Raw genomic sequence first — 14,746 nt, 5'->3', positions numbered from 1 at the left:
GGGGTGGCTTTCGGTGTGGCGACAGGTTTCATTGCACGTACGAAGGGTGGTTAGGTCGACGCCGTCGCTGACCATGTTCTTCGCCAAGCAGCCCGGCACTCCGGGCGCGGTCGAGCAGAGCCTTGACCGAGGAGAGGGCCCACGCCTCCCCACTCCGTGGGCGTACGCCCATGCGCGAAAGTTCGGCCCCAACCTCAGCCAGGGAGGCTTTCGGTCGGCCACGCAGGAAGGAGGCGGCCAGCTCCATCGCCCGCCTCGCCTTCGAGTCACGCCGAGGCCGGCGGGCTGCGCCCTCGAGCAGGGTGGGCTCGGCCAGCCCCTCCTCCACGAAAAGTCGGACCGAGCGCACCAGCCGGTCGCGGGTGAAGCGCCGCTGGCCCGGCGGCAGCCGCTCGTTCACCGCCGCGGTGACCGCCTCCCAGGATCTGGTCGGGCGCAGCAGGCGCACGGTGCCGAGCCACTCGTCGGCCCCGGGCAGCAGGTCAGCCAGGCGGGTGCGCTCGCGCGAGGCGGCGAGCTTGCCCAGCACGACCGGGTCACGGGTCCTGAGGCCGGGGTTGCCCCCGACCCTCCCCTGGGCTCGTGCCGAGGCCAGCCCTGCCTTGGTGCGCTCGACGATCAGCGCCCGCTCGAACTGGGCGATGGCGCCCATGATCTGCAGCACCAGCATGCCGCTCGGGCCGGAAGTGTCGATCGGGTCGCCGAGCGAGCGGAAGTGGGCCCCTGTCTCCCGGACGCGCTCGATCACCTGCAGCAGGTGAGCCAGCGAGCGGGCCAGGCGGTCGATGCGGACGACCACCAGGGTGTCGCCGCGGCCAAGCCGATCGAGAAGACGAGCCAGCTCCGGCCGGGCTCGGCTGGTGCCGGAGGCCTTCTCTTCGAAGATCTCGCTGCAGCCCGCAGCGCGCAGCGCCCGGAGTTGCGGCTCCAGGTCCTGCCCGGCCGTGGATACCCGCGCGTAGCCGATCAATGCAGGCATTACGCCTTCCCCAAGGCCGTCACGGTATCTCCAGTCCCTTGCCGTGCCGGCGCAATACCATGGCCAACTCCGTGCCCAATGCGAGGAGTGGCGTCGTGGAGACAACCCCGAGGGCCGGATGCCTCTCAGCCCGCCGGAACAGCGCAGCACAGAGCTCGTCCGGGTTGTGCCGTGAGGTATAGGCGATGCCGTCCGGCGCGTCTGGGTGGTCGAAGAGTGCGTCGGCCCAGAGGCCACACGGACCGTAGGGTCCTGTCGCTATCGAGGCGTCTGTGCCGAGTTCCTGCAGATGCGGTCCCTGCAGGTGCACGAGCCGAAGGGTAGTGGCCGGCCGAAGCAACGAGAGCGAGCGGACGGTGACCTCCCTAAACGCGACCAGGCGCCGTTGTGGGCTGCGCAGCAGGGTCTCGGCGACAGCCGCATTGAGGCTCAGACCGGCGTAGAGCACACCAAAGCGTCCGCTTGCCGGGTCGAAGCGGCCGGTTGCCGGCCTGCCCTCTCCCGGCCCGAAGAAAGCGGGTGCGTGTTCGCTCCGGTGGACGCGGAAGAACGGCTCGCCGGCCGGCGTGACCTCAAGAACCGGCAGGCGGATATCACGCAGCCAGGGGGGGGCGGTGGCGGCGCCGCACCGCTTGGACCCCGGCCATTCATCCGAAGGCGTCGGTCTCGGCCTGCCGCAGGAGGCGCCGCACAGCCGCGAGCCCCTCCCCTCCCCCGCTGCGCAGAACGGTTAGCGGGGTGGCGCCGCCGAGCGCGTCATCGGCGGCGAGCAGGACATCGAGTGTGGCCCAGGGTCCAGCCGCCGCCATGGCCTGGACCATCTCGGGCAATCCGACGACAACGCCGCCGGGGCCTGCCTCGTCGAACTGGCAGGCCGGATAGCGCCAGTCATCGCCGATCCGCACCGCGAGGAGCGCACCGGCTCGGCGGCGCTTGTCGACGGCCTGGCGCGTGATGCCGAGCAGCCTGCCTGCCTCCTCGGCGCCGAGCGCCCCGCCCGCCATCTCGACGAGGTCACGCTTTGCCGTGGCGCCACGGGCCAGCGCATCGGAGAGCGGGTCGAGGCTGGCGACGGCATCACCCACCGCTTTCGGGTCGCCAAGCGCCCGGGCGATCGTGCCGACGTCACTTGGCGCGGCGAGCGCGTCGGCGAGGCGGCCCGGGTCGGCCTGGGCGGCGATACGCTCGAGTGCGGCAACCGAACGCTGGAGGAAAGCACGACGAACGGCATCCTCGGGCAAAGGCGCTCGGCTGCGGTGGCTCGAGGCAGCGGCATGGCCGGGCATGGGCAGGGCTTTCAATGGCACAATGTGGTTTACAAGATATGCAGTCGTAAGGCTCAAGGGAAGTGGTCAACCAACTGGTCCCGCTTTGCCTTTATACAACATAGGAAAGCTGCCTCCAAACGACCGTTTGTCGTGCGTGGCGGACCCGGACAGCGCCGATCCTGGCCGGAAGCCGACAGGCGGCTTTCGGAGAGTGAAGAAGCAGGCCTTGGTTCCTCGTCCGTTGCGCCGCCGGGTTCAACCCTGACGCGGCTGTTCGATGAGGGTGGGCGTCCGGGATCGGACCCTGCGGCGCGCGGCTGCCTCGATGCTCGCCCGCGCCGCATCAGGCCGGCGCGAACAGTTCCTCGACGTCCGCCTCGGTAAGCTGCAGCGCGCTGCCGTGCGCGGCGTCCAACACCGCGGCGACTAGGGCGCGCTTGCGATCCTTCAATACCTGCATCTTCTCCTCGATGGTGCCGAGCGCGACCAAACGATGCACGAAGACGTGCCGATCCTGGCCAATGCGGTGCGCGCGGTCGGTCGCCTGGTCCTCCACCGCCGGGTTCCACCAGGGATCGTAATGGATCACCGTGTCGGCGGCGGTGAGGTTCAGCCCGACGCCGCCGGCCTTCAGGCTGATCAGGAACACCGGCACTGCGCCGGCCTGGAAGCGGCGCACCGGCGTGCTGCGGTCCGCGGTGTCGCCGGTCAGCAGCACGTAGGGCGTGCCGGCCTGCTTCAGCTGCGCCTCGATCAGCGTCAGCATCGAGGTGAACTGCGAGAACACCAGCACCCGCCGCCCCTCGCCGAGCAGCACCTCAAGCAGTTCCAGTAGCCGGTCGAGCTTCGCGGACCCAGCCTTCTTCGCCGAAGCCATCTTCAGGAGCCGTGGGTCGCAGCAAGCCTGCCGCATCTTCAAGAGCGCATCGAGGATGATGATGCCGGACCGCGCCAGCCCGCGCTCGGCGATCGCGGCCTGCACCTTGGTGTGCATGGCGACGCGGATCGCCTCGTAGACGGCGCGCTGCGGCGGCTCCAGCTCGACCGGCTCCACGATCTCGGTCTTCGGCGGTAGTTCCTTCGCCACTTCCTCCTTGGTCCGCCGCAGCAGGAAGGGGCGCACGCGTCGCGCCAGGACCGACTGCCGCTCGGTGTCGCCGTGTTTCTCGATGGGCGTGCGGTAGCGTCTGCGGAAGGCCGAGGGGCTGCCGAGGAAGCCAGGCGAGAGAAAGTCGAACAGCGACCACAGCTCGCCGAGATGGTTCTGCAGCGGCGTGCCGGACAGGCAGAGCCGCTGCCGTGCCTTGAGCCGCAGCGCCTGGCGCGTGGTCTCGGCGTTCGGGTTCTTGATGGTCTGTGCCTCGTCCAGCACCACCACGTGCCAGTCCTGCGCGGTCAGCACCTCCTGGTCGCGGCCGAGCAAGGGGTAGGTGGTGATGACCAGATCATGGCGGGGGATGTCGGCGAAACGCTGCTTGCGCGATGGGCCATGCAGCGACAGTGCGCTGAGCGAGGGCGCGAAGCGCTCCGCCTCGCGCAGCCAGTTCGGCACCAGGCTGGTCGGGCAGACCACCAGCGCCGGCCGGTCCAGCCGTCCCGCGGCCTGCTCCACCACAAGATGTGCCAGGGTCTGCACCGTCTTGCCGAGACCCATGTCATCGGCCAGCACGCCACCGAGCCCAGCGCCGCGCAGGAACTGCAGCCAGCCGACGCCCTGCGCCTGGTAGGGCCGCAGCGTGCCGGCAAAACTCTCAGGTAGTGGCACCGGCGGGATGGCACCGCCGGCCTCGCGCAGCTGCCGCCCGAGCTGCCGCAGTGCCTCGCCCCCCTGCAGCGCGAGGCCCGACCGTTCCTCCAGCCAGGCGAGGTCGGCGGCCTCGGTGCGCATGAAGCCAAAGCGCCCGCCTGCGCCCTCGCCCTCCGCCCCGGTGCGGCCGGCGAACAGCTCGACCAGCGCGGCCAGGATCGGCACCACCTGCCGCGCCGGCAGCGTCAGCAGCCTTCCATCCGGCAGCGGCAGCAGCACCGGCGCGTCGTCCTCCGTCTCCTCTGCCTCGGCCGCAATCAGCTCCGTCGCCTCGCCGCTGGCGATCAGACGGACCAGGGCCGGCACCAGGTCGACCGCCTGGCCCTCGACCATCACGCCGAGATGCAGCTCGAACCAGTCGATGCCCGAGCCTTCCTCGATCCGCCCGGTGATGCCGCCCTCCGGCTCGACAAGGCGGATCGGGAAGTCGGCGGCGACCTCCACCGTCCAGCCCTCAGCGCGCAGGTCCGGGATGTCATCGAGCAGGATGTCGAGCCAGTCGGCCTCGTCCGGTTCGGTGCCCAGCAGGAAGTCGTCGCTCCGCCGCCCGAAAGCCGCCGCGCCGGCATAGCCGAGCAACTGCTGCGCGACCTCGCGGGCCGGCAGGAAGCCGATCTCTTCCAGCCGCTCCAGCGCCGCCCGCTCGCCTGCCGTGTCGCGCTGCACGCGGTAGGGCCGGCCCTGCCGCACCACGATGGGGGCGGAAGCGCGGTCTGAGGCCGCCACCGTGACGGGGCCGTAGCCGAACGCAAGCCGGGCCACCGGCACCTCGCGCGGCAGGTCGGGCAGGAAGGCGAAGCCGCGATGATGCGCGGTCAGGTCGAAGGGCAGCGGCGCCAGCATGAGCCTCAGATGTGGCTGTACCGGGCCGCGCAGCGTCTCGGGCTCCGGCAGCTCCGCCGGCACCGGCAGGGACGGCGCCTTCGCCCGGCGCGTCAGCTCGGCCGCCACCTTCGGGGCGAGCGCCAGCGGCACCGGCGGCGCGGCCAGGAGGCGCCCGGCGAGGAGTGCCGGAAGCCCGGTCTCCACCGGTCCTGCCAGGCCCGCCGTCGGATCGACATACCAGGGCTCGGGCAGGCCGACGGCGATCGGGGCCTGGCCAAGCGCTCGGTCCGGATCGTCCGCGGTCGGGTCCAGTTCCAGCGTTGCGCGCTGGGAGCCGTCCTCCTGCACCGCCCAGGCGATGCGGCCGGGGCGCGGCAGACCCTCCGCCAGGGTGGGACCTTCGAGCCTATCCCAGCGCGCGCGCCCGGTCGCCAGCACGCGGCGCAGCAGGTCGGCCGGCTCCTCGTCGGCCGAGATCAACCCGGTGGCCGGCCCGCGCCGCGCCACCCGAGCCAGGATGATGCGATCGGCGGTCCGCAGGTGCCGCGGTGGCGCCTCCGGTCGGTAGCCTTGCAGGGGATAGCCGATGCCGGGCGTGCCGTCCTTGCGCAGCCGTGCCGAGACACAAGCGAGGCCGAGCGTCGGCGTACCGCGCGGCGCCTCGGCGCGCGCCAGCACGTAGAACATCCGCTGCTGGCCCTGCGGCGCGGCGCGGTCGGCGGCGCCGTCCTCCTCGGGGTCGAGGGTGCCGAGCCAGGCCGCCAGATCGGCGGGAAGTGCCGGATCGACCGGCGGCGGGCCCGGTGGCAGGGCCGAAAGGTCGGGCTGGCCCGGCGGCGATGCCGCGCGCCGCCGCGGCGGTGGTGCCGGCTCGGTCGGGGCGGCAGGCTGTTCCTGCCGGTGCCGCAGCGCCAGCAGCACGGCGACGACATGCTTGCAGTTCTGCCGCGTCCCACAGGTGCACCGGCCGTGGAAGGCGTTGCCCGGGCTGCGGGGATCAAACAGCTCGATGCTCGGACTATACGATCCGCTGGGGAGATCCATGACGACGGCGCTGATCCGGCGACCGTCGTTGGACACCATGATCGAGCGCACGCGGCCCAGTTCCGCCAGACGCCGGCCGGAGTCGAAGCTGGTCCGCCGCGACACCGTCCGCAGGATCGCGGCGTCATCGGGCAGCAGACCGGCAGTGACGATCGGGGAGGGAGAGGGGGCGGGGGCACGACGGGAGGACATCGCCGTCAATGTGGCGACCTGCACCGGCCGGAACCAGTCCGAACTGCCGCCGGCCGGGACATGGCTGCCGTGAGGCTCCGCCCCGCGCGGTCCGCTAGAGCAGATCGCCGAAGGGGCCGAGAGGCCCGGAGGTGTAGGCGCTGGGCGTTCGGAGATCTCGTTTCCGTCTATCACGGTCAGAAGAGTCGGCCGAAGCGATATCCCCTCTCGGGAGGGTCGGCAACGACGCGGCCCGTCCGGCATGGGCGCACAGCGGTCGGACCGGATGGCCCCCCCCTATACTCCTCGCTCCCCTGGCAGCAGTCCGGCCTTGCGGGCACGGGCGACGATGTAGGCCACCGAGCCGGGGCGCCAGCGGCTGCCGCCGCGCGGGGTCGGCTCGCGGATCGCCTCCAGCCGGGCACCGACCTGCCGCAGCGTCGCCGTCGGGTCCGAGCGCAGGATGCCCGCCACCACCGCCAGGAGCCGGTCCGGCGCCCGCGCCCGGGGCGCCGGGGCCAGCAGCTGCGCCTCGGCCAGCCCCTCCGCCACGAAGCGCCGCACCGCCCACAGCAGGCGTTCCTCGCTCCAGGCCCGCTCGCCCGCGGCGCGCCGCGCATTCAGGTAGCGCACCACCTCCTCCCAGGCATGGCCATCCGCCCGCAGCCGGCGCGCGCTGGGCAGCCAGCGGTCGGCCGCGGCGATCAGCTGCCGCAGATAGGCGGCCCGCCGAGCCTCCGAGAGCTTCTGGATCGCCGCCGGGTCGCGCGCCCGCAGGCCGGGGTTGCCGGCGCGCTGGCCGCGGGCGGCGGCCGCCCGCATGCCGCTCCGGGTCCGCTCGCGGATCAGGGCGCGCTCGAGCTGCGCCGCGGCGCCGAGCACCTGCAGGGTGAAGAGCCCCTGCGGATTGGCGGTATCCACCGGGTCCTTGAGGCTGCGGAAGAAGGCCCCCCTCCCCTGCAGGCCCTCGATCACCGCGAGCAGGTGGGAGAGCGAGCGGGCCAGGCGGTCGAGCGAGACCACGACCAGGGTATCGCCGGCCTGCACCCGGGCCAGGGCCTGCGCCAGCATGGGGCGGTCGCGGTCGCCGCCGGAGGCGTGTTCCTGCAGCACCGCCTGACAGCCGGCCGCCTGGAGCTCATCGAGCTGGCGATGGGTCACCTGGTCCTCGGTGGAGACCCTGGCATAGCCGATCAGCGCCATGGAGCGGCGGGCCGGGCCAGGGCAAGCGGCAGGCTGGGTGACAAAGCAGCCCTCAGTTCCGGAACAGCGTCGATACCGACCTTGTCAAATCGGACAAGATGCGATGAAATGATGGTTTCGGGATATGGTGCCGGCGACTGGCGTTCGCCTTGAACAGCAAGAGGGGCGCCCCTGGAGGTAGAGGGGACTTGCCCCAACCTCACCCCACCTCAAGGGACCCGGCCGGCCGGTCCCTACAATAACGCTGTTCCAAGCGGATCTCGAACAGCGGCCATTGGTCGATGGGGAGCCCGCACAGTGGCCTGGAGCCCTCAGAAACTCGGGCGCCCCCCGATAACCTCGTCAGCATCCATCTCATCGATGATCACCAACCACATGATGTGCTGGCTCCAGCCTTCCCGCACGGCCCGGGCTTGGATCGCCGTCATCTCCTCCACGGTCAAGTGAGCCCCTGCCCTCTGCCCCACTCCGTCAACGGAATGAGCAGGGCCGCCAACGCCAGATCAGGGTGGCGCTGCATGTTCCGGACGAAAGGGGCGTCCGCGACCACGACGCCCCGGGTCCCCATTGCGACGGCGAACGCCAGATATAGGGTATCGTAAGTCGAGTGGTCGACGGCCAGACCGATGTCGAGTGCAATGTCGTGCAGGTCAAGGTCGCCGGTTTGGGTCGGCTCGACCTGGGCCCGGAGCAGCGCCAGCCCTTGCCTCGCCTCATCCGGCGTCCACTTGCCCTTGCGGACCTGGAGCCAGCAGATGTTGCAGGCCTCATTGAGCCAAAAGTCCGGCACTAGGAGCTCCTCATCCCCGACCGCCAGCGCCTGCGCAAGATGGCTGTCCGGCTCCTGCAACACCCACTTCAGGCCGACACTGGCGTCGACGACCAGTGCCACCTCAGGCGCCCGCCTCGCTGGTGAGCCCCCCTGCCCTGCCCTCCCTGGACTCTTGCAGGAGCTCGGCAGCAGACGCCGAAGCGCGGCCCGCAGTCCGGCACCGGGAATTCGGCCAGGCGTTTCGCTGCGGCCACGCGTAGCGAGGGCTGGCGGCTGCCGGTCAACGCTGTCCTAAGGATCTCCCGATGCTCCGCCTCGGCCGAGCGGCCGTGTTCGGCAGCCCGGATGCGGAGAGCTCGAACGACGTCATCGTCGAGGTTTCGGACGGTAAGGGTAGCCACGGGCGCCTCCTGCTGCGGATGCTGTCAACGCATACATATAGATAGCGATGGAGGCAGATGGAAGTCGAGGGGCGGCGATCCTCAAAAGCACATCTAAGAGGCAGGGCGAAGGCGCTCGGGCTCGCGATGCGCCCTGGTGCGTAATCGGCGGCCGGTGGTTCTGCGAGGTCGGAGCCGGGAGTAAAGTCCGGTCCAGCAGTTGTCCGGGTAAACAATGCCCTACAAGGCCAACGAGTAAGTGGGGCAAAACCTGTTGCGAGGGTGCGGTTTGCCCTTCCCAGGTGTCGGCTGGTCTGATTCCCTCGGGAGCATGGTCCCGCCTGCCGATCCTGACACGCTGTCGCCGGCCGAGCTGAAGGCGCTGGTCAGCGCCCTGCTCGGCGAGGTGGCGGAGCTCGAGCGGATTGTGGCGGCGCAGCGCGAGGAGATCGCCCGCCTCAAGGGACTGAAGGGTCGGCCCGCGATCAAGCCGAGCGGGATGGAGCAGGCGAGCGAGCCGACGCCGCCGCGCGAGCGCCCCGACCGTCGTGGCCGCGGCAAGGTGGTGCCGCGGGTGGCGGTGGAGGCGCGGGTGCTGCGGGCCACGGTGCCGCCCGGCTCGCGGTTCCAGGGCTACCAGGACTTCCTGGTGCAGGACCTCATCATGCGGACGGAGGCGGTGTGCTACCGGCGCGAGCGCTGGCTGACGCCGGAGGGGCGGCTGGTCGTTGCGCGCTTGCCGGGCGGGGTGGATGGCCATTTCGGCCCCGAACTCCGGCGCTACGTGCTCGCCCAGTACCATCAGGGGCAGACCACCGTGCCGCGGCTGGTGGCGCAGCTGTGGGCGGTTGGGATCGCCATCTCCAAACGGCAGGTCATGCGCCTGCTGATCGCCGGTCAGCAGCCGTTCCTGGACGAGAGCCAGGAGGTGCTGCGAGCCGGACTGGCGAGCGCGGCCTGGATCACGGTTGACGATACGGGCGCGCGGCACCGGGCGGTGAACGGCGCCTGTACGCAGATCGGCAACGCCCACTTCGCCTGGTTCGGCACCACGGCCAGCAAGAGCCGGCTGAACTTCCTGGAGCTGCTGCGGGCCGGGCACGGCGACTACGTGGTGAACGCCGAGGCGCTGGCCTACATGCGCGAGCGCGCCCTGGCCGGGCCGGTGATCGCCCGCCTGGAAGGCCATCCGCAGCGCGTCTTTGCGAACCAGGCGACCTGGGCCGCGCACCTCGAGCGGCTCGGCATCCGCAGCATGGAGGACAGCCTCGCGCCGGCGCGCCTGGCCACCGAAGGCGCGCTCTGGGGTGCCATCAAGGCACATGGCCTGCTGCCGGGGACGGTGATCGTCAGCGGCGATGCCGGCCAGTTCGCCGTCGGCGAGCACGCGCTCTGCTGGGTGCATGCCGAGCGTCTCGTCCACAAGCTCGACACCTTCACCGACCAGCAGCGGACTTCCCAGGCGCGCATCCGCGAGCTGATCTGGTGGTTCTACGCCGACCTGAAGGCGTACCAACCGATCAGCACCAGGCCGCTGTCATCCCAGGTCAGGATCTTCACCCGGTCGGATCGCTTCGAGCGGAACACCAGCACCACGCCCGAGAATGGATCGGTGCCGAGTTCCGCGGCTGCCAGCGCTGCAAGGGAGTGGGCGCCCTTCCGGAAATCCACTGGCTTGCTCGCCAGCAGGATCCGCACACCGGCCGGCAGCGCGATCATGCCGCCGAGGCCCGGATCGCGCGTAGCACCGTCGTCAGCAGATCCTCATCGGTGTCAGGCGCAATGCGCAGCACCACGCCGGCCAGCTGCAACTCGATCGAGGGCGCCTGGCGCACCGTTGCACCCCCCCGCTTCAAGAGTTGGGGCCGGTGGTCCGGAGACGACCGGCACGAAGCTCGGTGTCACCGGCGCAGTGGCCTCCGCCAGCGCACGACGCGCTTGCCGGCGCCAATCGAAGACCTGCTGCGGGCTTACCTGCCAACGACGGGCAACCTCGGTCACCTTCGCACCGAACTCCGCCGTCTCAGCGACGATCCTCGCCTTCTCGTCGTCAGACCAACTCCGCCGCCGGCCAGGCCCCGTCAGAACCTCGACCCGCCGATAACCGACACCCTTGGCGTCGTCCTTAACGCTATCCATAACGTCATCCGGAAGCCTGCTGCTCCAGACTGACCCAGCACATTCACCCACATCGCGGGAAGACGGGCCTCAAACGGCCGCTTACGTTCCAGCGCATGGCCGAAGGCGTAGTCCGCGGTGACGAAATACCAGATGTCGCCACCCGCCCTCACCGTGGCGCCACCGGTCGATTTCGCCAGCATCCAGGTGTCGTAGGTCCAGTGCACCGTGTTGGGCGTGCACTTCGTCCCGGTGAGGTCGGAAGTGGCGGAGGAGCTGTTGAGGAAAACCTTGTTCTTTTCCCGCGTGATGTCGTTCACCGCCAGCGCCACCGAGGAAGCGCCGCCATCCACCACCGCATCCACGCCCTCGCGGTCGAACCACTGGCGGGTCACGTTGGAGCCGATATCGGGCCGGTTCTGGTTGTCGGCGAAGACGATCTCGATATCGAAGCCACGGTTGCCGAATCGGCCGCCGCCTGGCGGATGCAGGCCAGTTCGGTGGGACCGGTGACATCGCGGTAGGTGCCAGAGAAATCGCATAGCAGGGCGATGCGGATGGTGTTGGCTGCCTGGGCCTTGGCACTGCGCCAGGGTAGTCCTCCCAGCGCGGCACCCGCCCCTGCCTAAAGCAGGGTACGACGAGACGTGTTCATTTTTCCTCCCGCGCGGCATTTGGCGCCGCTTGCGCGGGGAGGTTACATTGCTTCGTCCCCCGGCTTCCAGCGCAGCGTTTCCGGGCCCGATCTCAAATCGAGTGGCGGAATGGGCAGGATTCCGGCTGGGTTCCGTCAGGGCCGCATGCCCTCGGCCGCCTTGCGTCGCTCAGAGGCTCCCGTTCGCTGCGCTGGTTGTATTGGTCAGGCTGCGCATGGTCGCCGCGGCTTTCCGCGTGCGTCTGCGGACGCAGAGAGCCCGTCGGCCGCTGGGGCTGACGGGTTTGGCATTTGGGTTTGCTGAAGTTGGATGCGGGGACAGGATTTGAACCTGTGACCTTCAGGTTATGAGCCTGACGAGCTACCGGGCTGCTCCACCCCGCGTGGGTGGTGGTGGGGTGGCATCGAGGATCCGGCCTGGCGGCCCGGCGGCGACCGACTCTCCCGCACCTTGAGGTGCAGTACCATGGGCGCTGGGGTGTTTCACGGCCGAGTTCGGGATGGGATCGGGTGTATCATCCCCGCGATGGCCACCGGGCCACCAGGCCGGATCCTGGATGCGATGTGGTGCTGGGATTGGTTGGGGTGTGGTGTGCGGCGCGGCTTGGTGCTGCGTGCGGTGCCCGTCTTGCGACGGGCGCTGCGCTGGTGGGATGTGAGCTCTATCGGGCGATTAGGACCGCTCGGCTGCATGGGTTGCCCCACTTCCACCTGCGGCCTATCAACGTGATGGTCTGTCACGGCCCTCGAGGGAGACCTCGTTTCGAGGGGGGTTTCCCGCTTAGATGCCTTCAGCGGTTATCCCGTCCGCACTTAGCTACCCAGCGATGCCACGGGCGTGACAACTGGTACACCAGAGGTGCGTCCATCCCGGTCCTCTCGTACTAGGGACGGATCCTCTCAAGTCTCCTGCACCCACGGCAGATAGGGACCGAACTGTCTCACGACGTTCTAAACCCAGCTCACGTACCGCTTTAATCGGCGAACAGCCGAACCCTTGGGACCTGCTCCAGCCCCGGGATGCGATGAGCCGACATCGAGGTGCCAAACCTCCCCGTCGATGTGGACTCTTGGGGGGAGATCAGCCTGTTATCCCTAGAGTACCTTTTATCCGTTGAGCGATGGCCCTTCCACGCGGGACCACCGGATCACTAAGGCCGACTTTCGTCTCTGTTCGCGCTGTCGCGCTCACAGTCAGGCGGGCTTGTGCCTTTGCACTCGACAGCCGATGTCCGACCGGCTTGAGCCCACCATCGCGCGCCTCCGTTACCATTTGGGAGGCGACCGCCCCAGTCAAACTGCCCACCACGCAGGGTCCTGACCCGGGCTTACCGGGCTCAGTTAGACGCCAGAAAGGCACAGGGTGGTATTTCAAGGGTGGCTCCACCAGAGCTGGCGCCCCGGCTTCAAAGCCTCCCACCTATCCTACACAGTCCCTTCCTGGCGCCACTGCGAAGTTGCAGTAAAGGTTCATAGGGTCTTTCCGTCTGACCGCGGGTACCCCGCATCTTCACGGGGAATTCAATTTCGCTGAGTCGATGCTGGAGACAGCGGGGAGGTCGTTACGCCATTCGTGCAGGTCGGAACTTACCCGACAAGGAATTTCCGCTACCTTAGGACCGTTATAGTTACGGCCGCCGTTTACCGGGGCTTCGGTTCGAGGCTTGCACCTCTCCCCTTGACCTTCCGGCACCGGGCAGGCGTCAGACCCTATACGTCATCTCGCGATTTCGCAGAGCCCTGTGTTTTTACTAAACAGTCGCCACCCCCCTGGTTTGTGTCACCCCACCCTGGTTGCCCAAAATGGGGTCTCGCTTATCCCGAAGTTACGCGAGCAATTTGCCTAGTTCCTTCAGCATCGTTCTCTCAAGCGCCTTGGTATGCTCTACCAGTCCACCTGTGTCGGTTTCGGGTACGGTCCATAATGCCAGAGCTATTTCCCGGACCGATCCAACCGCCCCCCCCAATCCAATAAGGAGAGACAGAACTTCACGGTCGTCACTTCTGGCGGGCCCAGGAATGTTCACCTGGTTTCCATCGGCTACGGCTCTCGCCCTCGCCTTAGGGGCCGGCTCACCCTGCGCGGATTAGCCTTGCGCAGGAACCCTTGGACTTTCGGCGGGAGGGTTTCTCACCCTCCTTGTCGCTACTCATGTCCGCATTCGCACTTCCGATACCTCCAGCACCCCTCGCAGGGCACCTTCACAGGCTTACGGAACGCTCCGCTACCGCGTGCAAATCCGCTAGGATTTTGCACACCCACAGCTTCGGCAGATGGCTTGAGCCCCGTTACATTTTCGCCGCGGGACAGCTATTAGACCAGTGAGCTATTACGCTTTCTTTAAAGGATGGCTGCTTCTAAGCCAACCTCCTGGTTGTTATGGCCGTCCTACATGCTTTCCCACTTAGCCATCATTTGGGGGCCTTAGCTGGTGGTCTGGGCTGTTTCCCTCTCGACAATGGACCTTAGCACCCACTGTCTGTCTGCCACCCTGCACTCGCCGGCATTCGGAGTTCGGTAGGGTTTGGTAGGGCTTTGGGCCCCCCCTAGCCCTTCCGGTGCTCTACCTCCGGCGGTGAACGGATGACGATCTACCTCAATAGATTTCGCGGAGAACCAGCTATTTCCGAGTTTGATTGGCCTTTCACCCCTAGCCACAGCTCATCCCCGACTTTTTCAACAGGCGTGGGTTCGGCCCTCCAGTGGGTGTTACCCCACCTTCAGCCTGGCCATGGCTAGATCACTCGGTTTCGGGTCTTCTGCCAGCAACTGGGCGCCCTGTTCGGACTCGCTTTCGCTGCGCCTACACCTCACGGCTTAAGCTCGCTGCAAACAGAAACTCGCGGACCCATTATACAAAAGGTACGCCGTCACTCCACAAGGGAGCTCCGACTGCTTGTAGGCGTTCGGTTTCAGGTCTCTTTCACTCCCCTTGTCGGGGTGCTTTTCACCTTTCCCTCACGGTACTTGTGCACTATCGGTCGCCAAGGAGTATTTAGGCTTGGAGGGTGGTCCCCCCCACGTTCAGACAGGGTTTCACGTGCCCCGCCCTACTCAAGGATCCATCAGAACACTACGCCTACGGGGCTATCACCCACTCTGGCCGGCCTTTCCAGGCCGTTTGGCTTCTTCCTGATGAACCACTGGCCTACTCCGCTTTCGCTCGCCACTACTCGCGGAATCTCTGTTGATGTCTTTTCCTCCGGGTACTGAGATGTTTCAGTTCCCCGGGTTCGCCTCCCGCACCTATGGATTCAGTGCGGGATACCCCGAAGGGTGGGTTTCCCCATTCGGACATCCGCGGATCAACGATCGCTCGCATCTCCCCGCGGCTTTTCGCAGCGTGCCACGTCCTTCATCGCCTCTTGGCGCCAAGGCATCCACCGAACGCCCTTGTCTCGCTCGACATCATTCACCACCGCCCGCACGCAGGACCAAACCGCGCCCTGCAGCCCGTGACGGGGCCGCTGATAGCCAAGCCAAAGCACACACACTCACACTTCAACCAATCCCAGATTCACCT

General features: G+C 68.1%; 13 protein-coding genes, 1 tRNA gene and 2 rRNA genes. 1 reads left to right on the top strand and 15 read right to left on the bottom strand.

The annotated features are described in order from the left end of the window. Nucleotides 1–28: 28 nt before the first annotated feature. The 4 genes from KSF81_RS04980 to KSF81_RS04965 form a co-directional block, all read right to left on the bottom strand. Nucleotides 29–979, bottom strand: coding sequence for a recombinase family protein (locus tag KSF81_RS04980; RefSeq protein WP_217378036.1), 951 nt, complete (start codon nt 977–979; stop codon nt 29–31). A 19-nt stretch (nt 980–998) separates the two neighbouring features. Beyond that, the gene (locus KSF81_RS04975) at nt 999–1,565 is read right to left on the bottom strand and encodes an RES family NAD+ phosphorylase (protein WP_254453872.1); all 567 of its coding nucleotides are present in this window, start codon (nt 1,563–1,565) and stop codon (nt 999–1,001) included. A gap of 61 nt (nt 1,566–1,626) precedes the next feature. Then, the gene (locus KSF81_RS04970; protein WP_217378035.1) at nt 1,627–2,265 is read right to left on the bottom strand and encodes a helix-turn-helix domain-containing protein; all 639 of its coding nucleotides are present in this window, start codon (nt 2,263–2,265) and stop codon (nt 1,627–1,629) included. A gap of 325 nt (nt 2,266–2,590) precedes the next feature. Beyond that, entirely contained in the window at nt 2,591–5,923 is a 3,333-nt protein-coding gene (locus KSF81_RS04965; RefSeq protein WP_217378034.1) for a DEAD/DEAH box helicase, read from the bottom strand. On the opposite strand from KSF81_RS04965, the gene KSF81_RS04960 reads away from it, so the two are divergent. Then, nucleotides 5,922–6,188 carry a hypothetical protein gene (locus tag KSF81_RS04960; protein ID WP_217378033.1) on the top strand — a complete coding sequence of 89 codons (267 nt, stop codon included), beginning with the start codon at nt 5,922–5,924 and terminating at the stop codon, nt 6,186–6,188. The two genes, KSF81_RS04965 and KSF81_RS04960, sit on opposite strands and share 2 nt — an antisense overlap. Before the next feature lie 203 nt (nt 6,189–6,391). Here the strand turns inward: KSF81_RS04960 and KSF81_RS04955 are convergent, their stop codons facing one another. The 11 genes from KSF81_RS04955 to KSF81_RS04915 form a co-directional block, all read right to left on the bottom strand. Beyond that, the gene (locus tag KSF81_RS04955; RefSeq protein WP_217378032.1) at nt 6,392–7,297 is read right to left on the bottom strand and encodes a recombinase family protein; all 906 of its coding nucleotides are present in this window, start codon (nt 7,295–7,297) and stop codon (nt 6,392–6,394) included. A 311-nt stretch (nt 7,298–7,608) separates the two neighbouring features. Further along, nucleotides 7,609–7,740 carry a hypothetical protein gene (locus tag KSF81_RS30870; protein WP_256444242.1) on the bottom strand — a complete coding sequence of 44 codons (132 nt, stop codon included), beginning with the start codon at nt 7,738–7,740 and terminating at the stop codon, nt 7,609–7,611. Continuing rightward, nucleotides 7,737–8,189 carry a type II toxin-antitoxin system VapC family toxin gene (locus KSF81_RS04950; RefSeq protein ID WP_217378031.1) on the bottom strand — a complete coding sequence of 151 codons (453 nt, stop codon included), beginning with the start codon at nt 8,187–8,189 and terminating at the stop codon, nt 7,737–7,739. Before KSF81_RS04950 ends, KSF81_RS30870 begins: the two co-directional genes overlap by 4 nt. Beyond that, the gene (locus KSF81_RS31885; RefSeq protein ID WP_375293302.1) at nt 8,156–8,470 is read right to left on the bottom strand and encodes a FitA-like ribbon-helix-helix domain-containing protein; all 315 of its coding nucleotides are present in this window, start codon (nt 8,468–8,470) and stop codon (nt 8,156–8,158) included. The genes KSF81_RS04950 and KSF81_RS31885 overlap by 34 nt, the downstream gene beginning before the upstream one ends. Further along, entirely contained in the window at nt 8,436–9,872 is a 1,437-nt protein-coding gene (locus KSF81_RS31880) for a hypothetical protein (protein ID WP_217378030.1), read from the bottom strand. Before KSF81_RS31880 ends, KSF81_RS31885 begins: the two co-directional genes overlap by 35 nt. Before the next feature lie 68 nt (nt 9,873–9,940). After that, nucleotides 9,941–10,168 (bottom strand): IS66 family insertion sequence element accessory protein TnpB, encoded by a 228-nt coding sequence (gene tnpB, locus KSF81_RS31875; protein WP_217378029.1) that lies wholly within the window; start codon nt 10,166–10,168, stop codon nt 9,941–9,943. Nucleotides 10,169–10,222: 54 nt separating this feature from the next. Then, nucleotides 10,223–10,588 (bottom strand): IS66-like element accessory protein TnpA, encoded by a 366-nt coding sequence (gene tnpA / locus KSF81_RS31870; protein WP_217378028.1) that lies wholly within the window; start codon nt 10,586–10,588, stop codon nt 10,223–10,225. Then, the gene (locus KSF81_RS04930; protein ID WP_254453367.1) at nt 10,531–11,109 is read right to left on the bottom strand and encodes an ABC transporter substrate-binding protein; all 579 of its coding nucleotides are present in this window, start codon (nt 11,107–11,109) and stop codon (nt 10,531–10,533) included. The genes tnpA and KSF81_RS04930 overlap by 58 nt, the downstream gene beginning before the upstream one ends. A gap of 420 nt (nt 11,110–11,529) precedes the next feature. Next, nucleotides 11,530–11,606, bottom strand: a tRNA-Met gene (locus tag KSF81_RS04925). Between the two features lie 39 nt (nt 11,607–11,645). Further along, nucleotides 11,646–11,760 (bottom strand): 5S ribosomal RNA (gene rrf / locus KSF81_RS04920). A 114-nt stretch (nt 11,761–11,874) separates the two neighbouring features. Continuing rightward, nucleotides 11,875–14,631: ribosomal RNA gene (locus KSF81_RS04915) — 23S ribosomal RNA — on the bottom strand. Nucleotides 14,632–14,746 lie beyond the last annotated feature (115 nt).

Source organism: Siccirubricoccus sp. G192 (assembly GCF_019084075.1).
Taxonomy (GTDB): Bacteria; Pseudomonadota; Alphaproteobacteria; order Acetobacterales; family Acetobacteraceae; genus G192.
Note: the sequence above shows the minus strand (reverse complement) of the source record. Positions and strands in the feature narration are given on the sequence as shown.

What these genes read in the sequence shown, in the direction of transcription:
- KSF81_RS04960 (WP_217378033.1), top strand. Translation starts at nt 5,922, where the DNA reads ATGACGACGGCGCTGATCCGGCGACCGTCGTTGGACACCATGATCGAG.
- tnpB (WP_217378029.1), bottom strand. Translation starts at nt 10,168, where the DNA reads ATGATCGCGCTGCCGGCCGGTGTGCGGATCCTGCTGGCGAGCAAGCCA.
- KSF81_RS04930 (WP_254453367.1), bottom strand. Translation starts at nt 11,109, where the DNA reads ATGCGATTTCTCTGGCACCTACCGCGATGTCACCGGTCCCACCGAACT.
- KSF81_RS04980 (WP_217378036.1), bottom strand. Translation starts at nt 979, where the DNA reads ATGCCTGCATTGATCGGCTACGCGCGGGTATCCACGGCCGGGCAGGAC.
- KSF81_RS04955 (WP_217378032.1), bottom strand. Translation starts at nt 7,297, where the DNA reads ATGGCGCTGATCGGCTATGCCAGGGTCTCCACCGAGGACCAGGTGACC.
- tnpA (WP_217378028.1), bottom strand. Translation starts at nt 10,588, where the DNA reads ATGGATAGCGTTAAGGACGACGCCAAGGGTGTCGGTTATCGGCGGGTC.
- KSF81_RS04965 (WP_217378034.1), bottom strand. Translation starts at nt 5,923, where the DNA reads ATGGATCTCCCCAGCGGATCGTATAGTCCGAGCATCGAGCTGTTTGAT.
- KSF81_RS04970 (WP_217378035.1), bottom strand. Translation starts at nt 2,265, where the DNA reads ATGCCCGGCCATGCCGCTGCCTCGAGCCACCGCAGCCGAGCGCCTTTG.